Here is a 13463-nt window from a genome sequence, read left to right as displayed (position 1 = left end):
CCCCCCACAGATGGAGTCCCCCACATGCTCCGCGGCGTAGACGTCAGTTCCTATCAGTCCTCCTCCTACGACACCGACGGCCTCTCCTTCGTCTTCATCAAGGCCACCGAGGGCCGGAGCTACACCAACCCCAAGCTGGCCGCCCAGACGAAGACGGCCCGTGACGCGGGCCTCGTCGTCGGCTTCTACCACTTCCTGTGGCCCGGCAACCTGACCGCGCAGGCCGAGTACTTCGTCCGCAAAGCCCCCGAAAAGGCGGGCGACATCCTCGCCGTCGACTGGGAGACGACGAGCGACGGCACCCACGCGAGCAACGCCGAGAAGGACCGCTTCATCCGCAAGGTGAAGGAACTGCGGCCGAACCACCGGGTGGTCCTCTACTGCAACCGCGACTACTGGCTGAACGTCGACAGCACCTCGTACGACGGCGACGCCCTCTGGATCGCCGACTACGTCACCGCCGGCAAGCCCCGCATCAAGGCGAAGTGGCGCTTCCACCAGTACACCGACCATCCGCTGGACAAGAACGTGGCCGACTTCGAAACGAAGGCCGCTCTGCGCAAGTGGGCCACGAGCGGCTGACGGCGACGACGACCCGCCGGGCGGTCGGATACGGCAAAGGGGCGCCCCCCGTCGACGGCGGGCGCCCCCTGGCACGTGCGTCACTTGTTCAGGTGACCCCAGAACTCCTCGAACGAGAGCAGCTTGTCGCCGTTGAGGTCCTGGACGGCGATGATGGCCTCGGCCACCGACTCGGTGACGTTCCAGTCGCCTCCCTGGGCCAGGGCGGCCTTGAACTCGGCGGCGGTGATGAAGCCGTCACCGTCCGTGTCGATCCGCTGGAACTGCTTGCGTGCTTCCTCGATGTCGGCCACCGATCCGCCCCTTCATCGTGCTTCCGTGCGTTACAGCCTTTTTGGCGGGCTCAGATTATCCGGCCGGTCCGGCTCGCAGCGCGGCGACCACCCAGGCGAACTCCTCGGCGTGCGCGGGCAGCGGACCGGTTCCCCGGACGAGCGCGGTCAGCTCCCGGAACCGGGCGAGTTCGGGATGCGTCGCGGCCTCCATGCGTTCGAGTACGACGGCCCGGTCGGCGTCGCCGATCAGCTCCTCCAGCACCTCCGCCGCGCGGGGCGATCCGGGGTCGATGCCCTGTTCCCGCGCCTCGCCCGCGAGCTGCACCATGCGGCTCATGAACCACAGGGAGGTGCCGGCCGGCTCCTGCGGCCTCCGGTCCGCCGCGTTGAACTCGACCGCCTCTCGCATGCGTGCGCGGAACCCGGATTCCTGCATCATCTCCGCCAGCTCCACCCAGGCGTCCACCTGCTCGGGTGTCGGGTCCTCGGGCAGATCGGGAATCCGGAACCGCAGCTGTGTACGGATGTCCGGGTCCGCGGTGTCGAGTCCGCCGAAGGTCTCCTCCATGAAGTCGTCGATGATCCGCCCGCGTTCGGCGGCGGACAGCCGCGCCAGTTTGTTCATGAGTGTCGTCTCCTCTGCGGTGGAACCGCGTCGCGCCACGGTCGACAGCACCGCCCGGGTCACCTTGAGGGCGCGGATCTGCGTGTCCAGCGCCGCCACGTGCGCGGCCGCCACCTCCGCGACCGTCGTCTCGCCCGCCACCACCCTGCGTACGTCCGCCAGGCCGAGGCCCAGCTCGCGCAGGGTGCGGATGAGTTCGAGGCGGGCCACCGATCCGGCGTCGTACAGCCGGTAGCCGCCCTCGCTGCGGGCGACCGGGTGCAGGACGCCCTCGTCGGACCAGTAACGGATGGTGCGCACGGTGAGACCCGTGGCCCGCGCCAGCCGGCCGATGGTGAGGAGTCCGGTGCCGTCTTCGATCATGTCTGCGAGTCTGGGCCCTCCAGCGGGTGGAGACTCAAGCGACCTCGTGCAGGGCCGTCAGCGGAAGATGCCCGTGTGGCCGAGTGAGTAGCGGCCCGGCTGCGGATAGACCGCGAGGCCGTGGGGGCCGCTGCCGACGGGGATGCGGGCGAGCTGGGTGCCGGTGCGGGTGTCGATGGCGTACACCTCGGAGTCGTAGCGGCCGGAGAGCCACAGGACCTTGCCGTCGGCCGAGACACCGCCCATGTCGGGGCTGCCGCCGTCCGGGAGGCGCCACTTCTTCGTGAGCTCGTTCCTGGTGAAGTCGAAGACGGAGATGGTGCCCTCGCCACGGTTGGACACGTACATCTCGCGTGAGTCGCGGCTGACGTACAGGCCGTGGCAGCCCTTGCCCGTGGGCAGGAGTTCCGGGGTGGTGAACCGGTCGCCGTCCAGGACCCACATGCCGTGGGCCATCATGTCGGCGATGTAGAACCGCTTGCCGTCCGGCGAGATCTTCACGTCCTGCGGCATGGCGCCGTCGAACGGCAGTTTCTGCTGCCCGACGACCTTCATCTTCTCGGTGTCGACCTTCAGCAGTTCGCCGCTGAACTCGCAGGAGACGATGAAGTACCGGCCGTCGAGGGAGAAGTCGGCGTGGTTGACGCCGTAGCAGCTGACCGGCTCGGTCTTGATCCGCTTCATGGTGTGGGGGTCGCGGAAGACGAGTTCGCGGTCGAGGGAGGCCATGACGACGGCGTGACTGCCGTTCGGGGTGAAGTAGAGGTTGTACGGGTCGTGGACCTCGACCGGCTTGCCCGCCTTACCCGTCTTCGGGTCGATGGGGGTGAGGGTGTGGCCGCGGTTGTTGTTGACCCAGAGGGTCTTCAGGTCCCAGGAGGGGACGACGTGCTGGGGCTGGCGCCCGACGGGGATGGTCTCGATGATCTTGTACGTCTTCGGGTCGATGACCGAGACGGTGTCGGACTCGGTGTTGGGGACGTAGACGCGGGACGGGAAGTCTCTGACGACCGGGGAGAGCCGGCCCGGGCGGTCGGCGGCGTACACGTCGTGGGGGTCGAGGACCGGGGGCATGCCTTTCAGCCCCTGGACGGCGGGCTTGGTCGGCTGGGCGGGCTTGGTGGCGGGAGTGGTTCCGCGGGGGTTCGACGCCCGGTTCTCGGTGCCGCCGCAGGCGGCCAGGGCGGCGAAGGCGGTGGCCGCGATGGCGGTGCGCCGAAGGAGCGTGTGATACGCGGGGGTGCGTGACATCAGCTGGGTCGACTCCGTGTTGGTGACCGCGCGCAGGCCGCGGTGGTCGTGCGTATGGAGGGGCGGAGAGGGAAGGGAAGGGCGCACGGGCAGGGAGGCCCGTGGGCGAGTCGGGTCGGCCGACGGGAGTGGCCGTGGGCGAGGACCTTCGCAGGGCCGACCGGGGCGGCACGGGCCGCGCCGGTGCGTCCGGCGGCGGGCCCGGCGCCCGCACGCGGTGCCGTACGGCGGTCAGTCTGGTTCACCCGCACCATTTAAGGAGCAAAGAGCAGGAAAACGAGTGATTCACCCACAAATGGCCGCCGGGCCGTGGTCGAAACCCGTCACGCCGACAGCGGAGACAGCACATCCTCCCTGGGCTCCGGAATGAGGGTGAGAACCTCCGGAGTGAAACGGTCCGCCCCTCTGACGGAGGAGGCGTTGTGAACGCGGACCCGTAGTCCGGGCCAGTCGGCGAGGCGCCTGACGTCGACCGGGCGATGCTCCGCGAAGATCGAGATCGTTCGCAGGCCGGGAAAGACCCGCCGCAGGTCCGCCGCTGCCGGAGTGCCCCGGGGCACGTGGAGGATGAGGTGCTCCACGTTCGGCAGTGGGGGAACGTTCGACAGCGCCCTGAGCTTCAGACCGGTCAGCTGCAGTTGCTTCAGTCGGGAGAGCGCGGCGATGTGGGCGAACTCCTTCGCGGAGGGTTCCGCCACTTCGACGCTCAGGGCGGACAACCGGCGAAGCCGCGATACTCCGACGAGGAAGTCCTTACGGGATCCGATGCCCGACAGGCGAAGTTCTGTGATGTTCGCGGGTACCCGCAGGCTCAACAGGTTGTGGTACGACCGGGGTACGCCGAGGGTGACCTTCTCGATGCGGTCGAGATGTCGCAGAGAGCCCAGCCTGCAGTTGTCCAGCTTGCTGAGCGTCAGATTCCTGACGGTGGTCCCCTGAAGCGGTGTCCAGTCGGAGATCGCGGCTCCGCTGATCTTGAGCGTGTGCAGTCGCGGAAACTCGCTGAGGAGGTCGAGTGGCGCGAGCCCTTCGTCGCCGGACACCGTGATCGCCACGACCGAGTTCCGGCGCGGCAGCCGGGCGATCCCGTCCAGCGGCAGGTACCGGCTGATCCGGACGTGGCAGTCCCTTCCCAACTTCTCCGCCATGTCGAACTGTGCCGCCGAGTCGACAGCCAGAACCAGGGTCCGATCCGGAAGGTGCTCGATGATCTCGTCGGCATAGTCCTGGGCGTCGAAGGCACTCCACGAGTCCGCCAGGGCACGCTGCACGGCAGGGCTCGGGTGGTTCCTGAACCGCTTGAGGAGCACGAAGGCCGGGGGCCCGCCGACGATCGCCGCAGTGGTGACGACCGCTTCGGCTTCGTAGGGGGCGAGGTTCTCCGGGCCGGGCAGCAGGTCGAGGATCACCGGGCCCAGCTGTCCCAGAACACGTGCATCGCGGTAGGAGCGCGGCGGCAGGAGCCCGGCCACGTTCTGCTCGACCAGGGCTTGGACGTCCGGGTGCACCTCCGTCGCGTACTCCAGGCACGCCATGGCCAGCAGGTGCAGGCGCTTCGCCTGTGTACGCGCCTCGTTCCCGCGTGCGATCAGCTCCTTCAGGATCATTACCCGTTCGTTGGGACGGGCATGGGAAACGGCCATGCGAATGACGTCTTCCCACTGATCGTCGTGGGCGTTGTCGAGCAGCAGCGGGAAGTCGCCCGCCTCGACACAGGCCTTGGCACCGAGGTAGTCCTGAAAGGTGCGGTGCACGAAGTCGATGGTGTCCTCGGTCGGCTGCCGCAGGACGCCGCTGCGGTTGATGAGATGAGCGAGGACCTTTTCCGCGTTGGTCCTGCCGTGAAGGCTGGGCATGGCCGGCAACTGCACGCCGATGCTCCGCAGGGCGAAGTCCTTGTGCATCTCTGTCTGACGGTTGACGACCATCCAGTACGCCAGCCGCTGAAGCAGTTGGATGCTCTGCCGCTCACTGAGGTGGACCCCCTCGGGGGTCTCGATGCCGCGTTCGTTGTCGCGGCGGTCGAGAAGTGTGGAAAGGGCCGCCTCGTACAGTTCCATCCGGCCCTGGGGGAGGTGGCCGCGACGGTCGCGGTGGAGCGCGCACATCAATGCGCACATCAAGGGAGTGGTGGCCAGTTGGGCGAGTTCGCGCTTGGCCCGGATGGCGTCCCGCATCTTCTCCCGCAGTCCGGCCAGGCTCTGGTCGCCACTCGCTTCTCCGGCGGCCGCCTCGTGCCAGCGGGTGATGAAGACGTCGGTGTCCCGGCCGCGCATCGGACGGATGGTGAGTTCCACGAACGAGTCCGCGGAGAGCCAGCCCTCGGGGACGGCAGAGGGACGCGTGGTCACCACGAAGCAACTGCGCGGATAGGCCGACAACAGGCCCTGGAGCCAGGATCGGGCTGCCCGGCGCTGGTCAGCGGGCACTTCGTCCATCCCGTCGATGAGGAGCAGCCCGCGCCCGCTCTGCAACACGCCGTCCGTCCATTGCCTCGGCTGTGCCTCCGCGAACGGGCAGCTCATCGCATCGAGAAACGCCTGGGGTGAGGGCAGAGAGCCTCTGCGGACGAGGGTGCGCATGGGCAGGACGTAAGGGATGCGCCGGGCCAGGTGCTCCAGCCCGGTCGCGGGCAGGCCCTGTGCCGTCGTGACCGCCAGCCACTGCAGCAGCGTGGTCTTCCCACTGCCCGCCAGCCCTCTGACCAAGGTTCGCTCGCGGCCGGACAGCGCCTGCTCGGCCCGCACCACCCGCACGTCGTGGCTGGTGAACGGCATTCCTTCCGGCTGGCTGAAGCCACGCAAGGGCGCCGTCTCGCTCATGTCCGCCAGTTCGAGGCTCAGGTAGGCGGCGTCGAGCGGCCATGACTGATCCGAGTGGCGCAGATCGAGTCCGACGATCGTCAACGTGCCGTAACGGTCGACGACGTACCTTCGGTAGCGCTCCTCGAAGTCGCTGTCGGGGCTGCCGGGGCCCTGCCGGGACATGACCGCCGCCTGCAGACTCCTCAGCTCCTCGAACTCGGCGGGATCTGCTTTCAACGCCTGGGCCAGCGCTACCAGAACGGCCTCACTGGGCGGGATGCGGCCGTTGAGCACCTGACTGACCGTGGTCCTGCCGATCGCGGACTTCGTCGCCAGTCCGGCCATGGTGAGGCGGCGTTTCACGCGCAGCTCCCGCAACCGCCCCGCCAGTTGCTCCTGGGGACCCGTCTGCTCGGTCAAGGACACTCCCCCGTGAGGATGCCGCCGTTCAGTTCTGTTCGGTGAACACCGGTGAACGCGAGACCGTCCACGCTGTCCCACGTCATGGTTGTCCGCTCGAACTCCGCCTGGGAGGCGTGGTGTCCGCCGAAGCCGTACGTGTGCTGCTTGTCTCGCTCACGCTGATCGTAGTCATACAGTTCGCCCTGCTGGTGGGCATCGCCGTGGCGGTCTCCGCCCGGCTGCCGGGAACGCCGCTGCGCACCGCCGTCCTGCGGGGCGGGGCAGCCTTCGGAGGCACACTGACACTGGGGCTGCTGGCCGCGGCAACGGTCAAGGACCTCCTCGGCTGAAGCCTCCTGCGCACAGACCCGGCGCACCGGGAAGAGTCGGGCGCCATGCGCACGGCAGAGGGGTGGCCCGGCTCCGGGCCACCCCTCAATGTTCTGCCGCCTTCATCTCGAACCATGTCGTCTTGCCCCGCGGCAGCAGATCGACCCCCCACCGATCCGACATCGTGTCCACGAGAAACAGGCCGCGGCCGCTGACGTCCAGCTCCTGGACCGGCATCAGACAGGGAAGACCACGAGAGGGATCACGCACCTCGACCCTGATCCAGCCCCGACGGTGACGCATGCGGAGCCCGAAGACCCGCGCACCGGTGTGCCGCACCGCGTTGCCCACGAGTTCCGAGACGAGCAGCACCGCCTCCTCGGCCGTCCTCGGCGGGAGCCGCCAATGGCGCAGTACGACGACCTGGACCAGCCGCCGCGCGATGCCCGCGGACTCGGGGCGGGACGGCAGCAGGACCTCCCCCTCCGTGGGGCTGCCGAACAACTCCAGCGCCTTGAGCGCCCGTTCGTCCTCGACCGCAGGCGACCAGCGCGCCGCGGTCGCACTCCCGTGCCGCCGCGGCTGTTCGACATCCTCCAGCCCCGCCATGCCCCCATGATGGCCGCCCAAGGCATCGCTCGGGGCCGTTCCACAGGAATACGCCCCCCGGAACGTTTCATCCCGAGGGGCGGAATTGACATATGCCATTGGTATGAAATGCCCTGTCGCGCACCACCTGGCCTGCGGCGATTTACCCGAACTCGGCAATCATCAGTTCATCGCCATCGCCATCGCCAAGCCTGTCCCAAGGTCTTCGCGATCCGCCCCTTCGGGGTACGCGGACACGACACCACGTCAACCGCATCCGGATCAGGCGAACTTCGCCTTGCCCGGGCCCTCCTCCACGAAGCTCCGCATCCCGCGCTCCCGGTCCTCCGTGGCGAACAGACCCGCGAACCAGTTCCGTTCCACCGCGAGCCCGGTCTCGATGTCCGTCTCCAGGCCCGTGTCGATCGCCTCCTTGGCCGCGCGCAGCGCGATCGCCGGCCCCTGGGCGAGCCGCGCGGCCCACTCGTGCGCCTGCGCGTGGACCTCGCCGGCCGGTACGACCCGGTCCACGAGTCCCAGCGTCAGCGCCTCGTCGGCCTTCACCATGCGGCCGGTGAAGATCAGGTCCTTGGCCCTGGAGGGGCCGATCAGCCGGGACAGGCGCTGCGTACCGCCCGCGCCGGGAATGAGGCCCAGCAGGATCTCCGGCTGCCCGAGCTTCGCGTTCTCCGCCGCGATGCGGTAGTCCGCGCAGAGCGCGAGCTCGCAGCCGCCGCCCAGCGCGTAGCCCGTGACGGCGGCCACGACCGGCTTGGGGATGCGGGCCACCGCGGTGAAGGAGTCCTGCAGGGCCCGGGAGCGCACGATCATCGCCGCGTGGTCCATGGCCTGCATCTCCTTGATGTCCGCGCCGGCCGCGAACACCTTCTCCCCGCCGTACAGGACCACCGCGCGCACGTCCTCACGGTTCGTGGCCTCCTCGGCGAGCTCCTTGAGGCGGTCCTGCGTGGCGATGTCCAGCGCGTTCATCGGCGGGCGGTCGAGGCGGATGGTGCCGACGCCTTCGGCGACTTCGAGATGCACAGTCATGCAGGCAGGTTAACGGGCACTAACGCCGACGGCCCCGGTGCCGTACATCACACCGGGGCCGTACGTCATCGAGGACTCACGTCATCGAGGACTCACGCCTTCCACTTCTCCCACGACATGTTCCAGGCGTTGAGCCCGTTGTCCGGGTCGACGATCCGGTCGTTGGAGTTCTTCACGATCACGACGTCACCGATCATCGACCGGTTGAAGAACCAGGCCGCCGAGACGTTCTTGTCCCAGCCGCCACGCACGTCGCGCAGACCGATGCAGCCGTGGCTGGCGTTGTAGTTGCCGAAGGCGTCGCCGCCCCAGTAGTTGCCGTGGATGAACGTCCCGGAGGTGGTCAGGCGCTGTGCGTGCGGGACGTCCTTGATGTCGTACTCGCCGCCGTAGCCGACCGTTTCGCCGTTCATACGGGTCACCGACAGGCGCTCGGTGATGACCATCTGGCCGTTCCAGGTGTCGTAGCCGGGCTTGCCCGTGGTGACGGGGATGGTCTTGATGACCTTGCCGTCGCGCTTCACGACCATCTTCTTGGTCTTGACGTCGACGGTGGAGATCTGGCTGCGGCCGATCGTGAAGGAGACCTTCTTGTCCTGCTCGCCGTAGACGCCCGGGCGGCCCTCGACGCCGTCGAGGTTGAGGTCGACCGTCACCTTCGTACCGGGCTCCCAGTACTTCTCGGGGCGGAAGTCGATGCGGTCGTTGCCGAACCAGTGGCCCTCGACCTCGACGGCCGGCTCGGTCCTGACGGTGATCGCCTTCTCGACGTCCTCGGGCTTGGTGATGCCGCGCGTGAAGCGCAGTGAGAACGGCATGCCGACGCCGACCTTGGAGCCGTCCTCGGGGGTGAAGATGCCCACGAAGGTGTTCTCGGGGGTCAGCGTGGTGAAGGAGGACTCCTCGGCGGCCTCACGGCCCGCCTTGTCCTCGGCCACCGCGTGGACGGTGTACTTGGTGGCCGAGGCCAGGTGGATCGACGGGGTCCAGGTGGCGCCCCCGTCCGTGATCTCCCCTTCTATCTCTCCGCCCTTGGAGTCCTTGACCGTGACCTTGGTCAGCTTGCCCTTGGCCGCGGTGACCTTGAGGGCGTCGCTGGTCGCCACGTCGGCGGCGCCGTTCTTGGGGGCTATCGTCACCGCGGCCTCGGAGGCCTTGGTGTCCGCCGTGCCCGATGAGCCCTTGCCGTCCTTCCCCTTGCCGGAGCCGGAGTCCGACCCGCCTCCGCCCCCGCACGCCGTGACCGCGAGGAGCAACGCCCCCAGCAGCAGCGCCAGTACGCTCCGGGTCCGCCGGCTCCCCCGCGCCCGCGGCCCCGCACCAACCGACGCCCCCGATATCGGTCGCCCGTTCACGTTCCTGTCTCCCCTCGCACGGCCTGTTCAGGCCCGCTCCCCCAACGCGTCCCGCGCGTTTGTGCGTACATTAACCCCAAGATCAGGACGGAGCGGGCCCCTCCAAGGTCACTGTTCAGTCCCAACTAAGACCGTTGTGGGCGCCGTCGCGTTCCCTCGCCCCCTGAGCCGTGTGCCCCTGTGCCGACGCCGTGTCGGGCTACTTCACCGCACTGCCCGCTTTCCACTCCTTCCAGCCCATGTTCCACCCTCCGAGCCCGTTGTCGGGAGCGACCTTTTTGTCATTGCTGCGGACGACCTCGACGACATCACCGATGAGGCTGCGGTCGAAGAACCAGCCCGCGGGCGTGCTCGAACTGCCGCCCTTCACATCGCGCAGGCCCACACAGCCATGGCTGACATTGGCTTTGCCGAAGACGCCCGGCGCCCAGTAGTTGCCGTGCAGGAAGGTCCCCGAGGTGGTGAGCCGCATCGCGTGGGGGACGTCGGGGATGTCGTACTCGCCCTTGCCGTCGGCCTTGCGGAAACCGACCGTGGCGCCGTTCATCCTGGTCACCTCGAGCATCTCGGTGACGACCATCTTCCCGTTGTACGTCGTCGTCCCGGGCGCCCCCGCCGTGATCGGCAGCGTCGCGAGGAGCTTGCCGTCCCGGTTCACCCGCATGGTGTGGGCGGCCGCGTCGACCAGGCTGCTCTGGTGGCGGCCGACGGTGAACGACACGTTCCTGTACTGCAGGCCGTACACGCCGCGCGCCCCCTCGACGTCCCGCAGCCGCAGCCCGACGGTGACCCGGGTGCCCGGCTTCCAGTAGCGCTCGGGCCGGAAGTCCAGGCGGCCGTTGCCGAACCAGTGCGGCCGGATCTCCACGGCCGGCTTCGAGGTCACCCGGACGGCCCGCTCGACGGCCGCCCGGTTCTCGATCTCCCGGTTGAACTCCAGGGACACAATCATTCCGGTGCCCACGGTGGAGCGGTTCTCCGGAATGACGTACGCGATGAAGCGTTTCCCGGGAACGTACGTCGTGAAGGTGGCGTGCCGGGCGGAGCGGCGCCCCTGACTGTCGTGGGCGACCGCGTCGACGGTGTAGCGGGCGGCCAGGGAGAGTCCGCGGGAGCCGGTGGGGCGCCAGGTCCGGCCGTCGGCGGAGATACGCCCGGGTACGGGTGACTCCTGCGCGTCCAGGGACCTGACGACCTTCACGGACTCCAGCCGCCCGCCCGGCACCCGCACCTCGAACGGGGCGGAGGCGTGCACGGCCTTGCTTCCGTCCGCCGGTGTGACGCGGATGATGTCCTTCGGTGCCACCGGTTTGCCGTCGGGCCCCTCCGGCGTGCACCCGATGGCCCCTGCCAGCAGCCCTGCCCATGTCAGTACGGCGGCCAGTGCGGCCCCGGCGCGTCGCACGCGCGTGTGTACGTGGTTCACGTGCGTCCCAACGACGGCGCACGCCTCGGGGAAACGTGAGTGCGAGCCATGGTCTGGGCAGAACAGTGGGGAGAACGACGCGGGGCGTGGTGGCCTGAGCCGCAGAACAGGGCCGTACGCCTCTGCCGTGGCGTTCCGCCGAGCCGCAGGAGGCCGTGAGGTGGCGAGTGCACCCGAGCAGGAGGCAGTCCAGGAGGGACGCGGACCGTCGCGCCCGGCCGCCGTACTGAACGGCAGTCGGCGCACGGCGGCCGAGGCCGCGCAGACGCCCGTGTGGCCGGGGGCGCCCATGCCGCTCGGGGCGCGGTTCCGGGTGGGGCCCGACGGAGTGGCGGGGACCAACTTCGCGCTGTGGTCGGGCGGCGCGGAGGCGGTGGAGCTGTGTCTGTTCTCCGCGGAGGGCGCGGAGACACGCGTCCCGCTCACCGAACTGACGCACGAGATCTGGCACGGCTTCGTGCCGGGCGTCCTGCCCGGTCAGCGGTACGGCTACCGGGTGCACGGCCGCTGGGACCCGTGGACCGGCGCCCGCTGGAACCCGGCGAAGCTGCTCCTCGACCCGTACGCCCGGGCGGTGGACGGGGACTTCGGGCTGCCGCCCGAGGTGTACGGGCACGTCCGGGACTGGCCGCAGCAGCACATCGCGGACACCGTGCGCGACGACCGGGACTCGGCGCCGTACGTGCCGAAGGGCGTCGTCGTCCACGACGACGCACCCGACGACGAGTGGATCGACGACCGCCGCCCCAAGACACCGTGGGCGGACTCGGTGATCTACGAGCTGCATGTGCGCGGCTTCACCAGGACGCACCCCGGAATCCCGGAGGAACTGCGCGGCACGTACGCCGGTCTGGCGCATCCGGCGGCCGTCGAACACCTGGTGAAGCTGGGCGTGACGGCCGTCGAGCTGCTGCCCGTGCACCAGTTCGCCCACGAGGACCATCTGCTCCGGCGGGACCTGCGCAACTTCTGGGGCTACAACTCGATCGGCTACTTCGCCCCGCACGCGGCGTACGCGGCGTCGGGGACGACCGGACAGCAGGTCGGCGAGTTCCGGCGGATGGTGCGGGCACTGCACGCGGCGGGCATCGAGGTGATCCTCGACGTGGTCTACAACCACACCGCGGAGGCCGGAGAGCTGGGCCCGATGCTGTCGATGCGCGGGATCGACAACCGCGGGTACTACCGGTTGCAGCACGACGCCCGCCGGTACGCGGACTACACGGGCTGCGGCAACACGCTGCACGTCGTCCAGCCGCATGTGCTGAGGCTCATCACGGACTCGCTGCGCTACTGGGTGACGGAGATGGGGGTGGACGGCTTCCGCTTCGATCTGGCGGCCGCACTGGCCCGGTCGATGCACGACGTCGACATGCTCTCCCCGTTCCTCGCGGTCATCGCGCAGGACCCCGTGCTGCGGCGGGTGAAGCTGATCGCGGAGCCGTGGGACGTGGGGTCGGGCGGCTACCAGGTGGGCGCCTTCCCTCCCCTGTGGACGGAGTGGAACGACCGCTACCGGAACGCCGTACGGGACTACTGGCGCGGCGCCCTGCCGGACGTACGGGACCTGGGGTACCGCCTGTCGGGGTCGAGCGACCTGTACGCCTGGGGAGGCCGGCGCCCGTACGCGTCGGTCAACTTCATCACGGCGCACGACGGTTTCACGCTGCGCGACCTGGTGTCGTACGAGCGCAAGCACAACGAGGCGAACGGGGAGGGGAACCGGGACGGGACGGACGACAACCGGTCGTGGAACTGCGGGGCGGAAGGGGAGACGGACGACGAGAACATACGGTCCCTGCGCCGCCGCCAGCTCCGCAACCTCCTGACCACCCTGCTGCTGTCGACGGGTGTGCCGATGCTGCTCGCGGGCGACGAACTGGGGCGGACGCAGGGGGGCAACAACAACGCGTACTGCCAGGACAACGAGATCAGCTGGGTGGACTGGGGGCTCCTTGAGGACCCCGGCTGGAGGGCCCTGTTCGATCTGACGTCGCGGCTGATCGCGCTCCGGCACGCCCATCCGGTGCTGCGCAGGCGGGCGTTCTTCTCCGGGCGCGCCCATTCGGCGGACGGGCTGCGGGATCTGGCGTGGTTCACGGACCGGGGCACGGAGATGACGGAGGGCGACTGGTACGCGCCGGCCGCGACGCTGGGGATGTATCTCTCCGGCCGTGACATCCCGGGACGTGACGCGCGTGGCGCACCGGTCGTCGACGAGAGCTTTCTGGCGGTGCTGCACGCGGGGGGTTCGCCGGTGTCCTTCGTCCTGCCGGGTCCGCCGTGGGCGGAGCGGTACGAGGTGGTCGTCGACACGTCGTGGGAGGAACAGGGGGAGGCTCCGGGCGTGGAGCACCCGGCGGGCACGGAGATCACTGTGCCGGGGCGGGCGGTGCTGTTGCTGCGGGTGGT

General features: G+C 69.2%; 11 protein-coding genes. 3 read left to right on the top strand and 8 right to left on the bottom strand.

Annotated elements, in window-relative coordinates; translation table 11 throughout:
• The first annotated feature begins 24 nt into the window (after positions 1–24).
• Positions 25–582 carry a glycoside hydrolase family 25 protein gene (locus FNH04_RS28485; RefSeq protein ID WP_152788650.1) on the top strand — a complete coding sequence of 186 codons (558 nt, stop codon included), beginning with the start codon at positions 25–27 and terminating at the stop codon, positions 580–582.
• 80 nt (positions 583–662) lie between these two features.
• On the opposite strand, the gene FNH04_RS28480 is transcribed toward FNH04_RS28485, so the two are convergent.
• The 4 genes from FNH04_RS28480 to FNH04_RS28465 form a co-directional block, all read right to left on the bottom strand.
• Positions 663–875: an EF-hand domain-containing protein gene (locus tag FNH04_RS28480; RefSeq protein WP_322724091.1), complete on the bottom strand. Its 213-nt coding sequence runs from the start codon at positions 873–875 to the stop codon at positions 663–665.
• A gap of 55 nt (positions 876–930) precedes the next feature.
• Positions 931–1845: a MerR family transcriptional regulator gene (locus FNH04_RS28475; protein ID WP_152788649.1), complete on the bottom strand. Its 915-nt coding sequence runs from the start codon at positions 1843–1845 to the stop codon at positions 931–933.
• Positions 1846–1902: 57 nt separating this feature from the next.
• Positions 1903–3096 (bottom strand): YncE family protein, encoded by a 1194-nt coding sequence (locus FNH04_RS28470; RefSeq protein ID WP_152788648.1) that lies wholly within the window; start codon positions 3094–3096, stop codon positions 1903–1905.
• Between the two features lie 323 nt (positions 3097–3419).
• The gene (locus tag FNH04_RS28465; protein ID WP_152788647.1) at positions 3420–6320 is read right to left on the bottom strand and encodes an NACHT domain-containing protein; all 2901 of its coding nucleotides are present in this window, start codon (positions 6318–6320) and stop codon (positions 3420–3422) included.
• Between the two features lie 119 nt (positions 6321–6439).
• Here FNH04_RS28465 and FNH04_RS28460 point away from each other — a divergent pair, with 119 nt between their 5' ends.
• Positions 6440–6652, top strand: a complete 213-nt coding sequence (locus FNH04_RS28460) for a hypothetical protein (protein ID WP_152788646.1) — start codon at positions 6440–6442, stop codon at positions 6650–6652.
• An 85-nt stretch (positions 6653–6737) separates the two neighbouring features.
• Here the strand turns inward: FNH04_RS28460 and FNH04_RS28455 are convergent, their stop codons facing one another.
• From FNH04_RS28455 to FNH04_RS28440, 4 genes are all read right to left on the bottom strand, one after another.
• Positions 6738–7340, bottom strand: a complete 603-nt coding sequence (locus tag FNH04_RS28455) for an ATP-binding protein (protein ID WP_152788645.1) — start codon at positions 7338–7340, stop codon at positions 6738–6740.
• A gap of 162 nt (positions 7341–7502) precedes the next feature.
• On the bottom strand, positions 7503–8270 hold the full coding sequence (locus FNH04_RS28450; RefSeq protein WP_152788644.1) for an enoyl-CoA hydratase/isomerase family protein: 768 nt from the start codon (positions 8268–8270) through the stop codon (positions 7503–7505).
• 92 nt (positions 8271–8362) lie between these two features.
• The gene (locus FNH04_RS28445) at positions 8363–9625 is read right to left on the bottom strand and encodes a L,D-transpeptidase (RefSeq protein WP_322724087.1); all 1263 of its coding nucleotides are present in this window, start codon (positions 9623–9625) and stop codon (positions 8363–8365) included.
• Between the two features lie 199 nt (positions 9626–9824).
• Positions 9825–11051: a L,D-transpeptidase gene (locus tag FNH04_RS28440; protein WP_322724086.1), complete on the bottom strand. Its 1227-nt coding sequence runs from the start codon at positions 11049–11051 to the stop codon at positions 9825–9827.
• Between the two features lie 160 nt (positions 11052–11211).
• On the opposite strand from FNH04_RS28440, the gene glgX reads away from it, so the two are divergent.
• Positions 11212–13463, top strand: a 2252-nt coding sequence (gene glgX / locus FNH04_RS28435) for a glycogen debranching protein GlgX (RefSeq protein WP_322724084.1), incomplete at its 3' end; no start/stop codon positions are given.

Origin of the sequence: Streptomyces phyllanthi (assembly GCF_009377205.1) — a bacterium.
In the GTDB taxonomy this organism is placed as follows: domain Bacteria; phylum Actinomycetota; class Actinomycetes; order Streptomycetales; family Streptomycetaceae; genus Streptomyces; species Streptomyces phyllanthi.
This window is presented reverse-complemented; position numbering and strand designations above follow the sequence as displayed.

Coding starts and splice junctions, on each gene's coding strand:
- FNH04_RS28485 (WP_152788650.1), top strand. CDS start 25: ATGCTCCGCGGCGTAGACGTCAGTTCCTATCAGTCCTCCTCCTACGAC.
- FNH04_RS28475 (WP_152788649.1), bottom strand. CDS start 1,845: ATGATCGAAGACGGCACCGGACTCCTCACCATCGGCCGGCTGGCGCGG.
- FNH04_RS28470 (WP_152788648.1), bottom strand. CDS start 3,096: ATGTCACGCACCCCCGCGTATCACACGCTCCTTCGGCGCACCGCCATC.
- FNH04_RS28455 (WP_152788645.1), bottom strand. CDS start 7,340: ATGGCATATGTCAATTCCGCCCCTCGGGATGAAACGTTCCGGGGGGCG.
- FNH04_RS28450 (WP_152788644.1), bottom strand. CDS start 8,270: ATGACTGTGCATCTCGAAGTCGCCGAAGGCGTCGGCACCATCCGCCTC.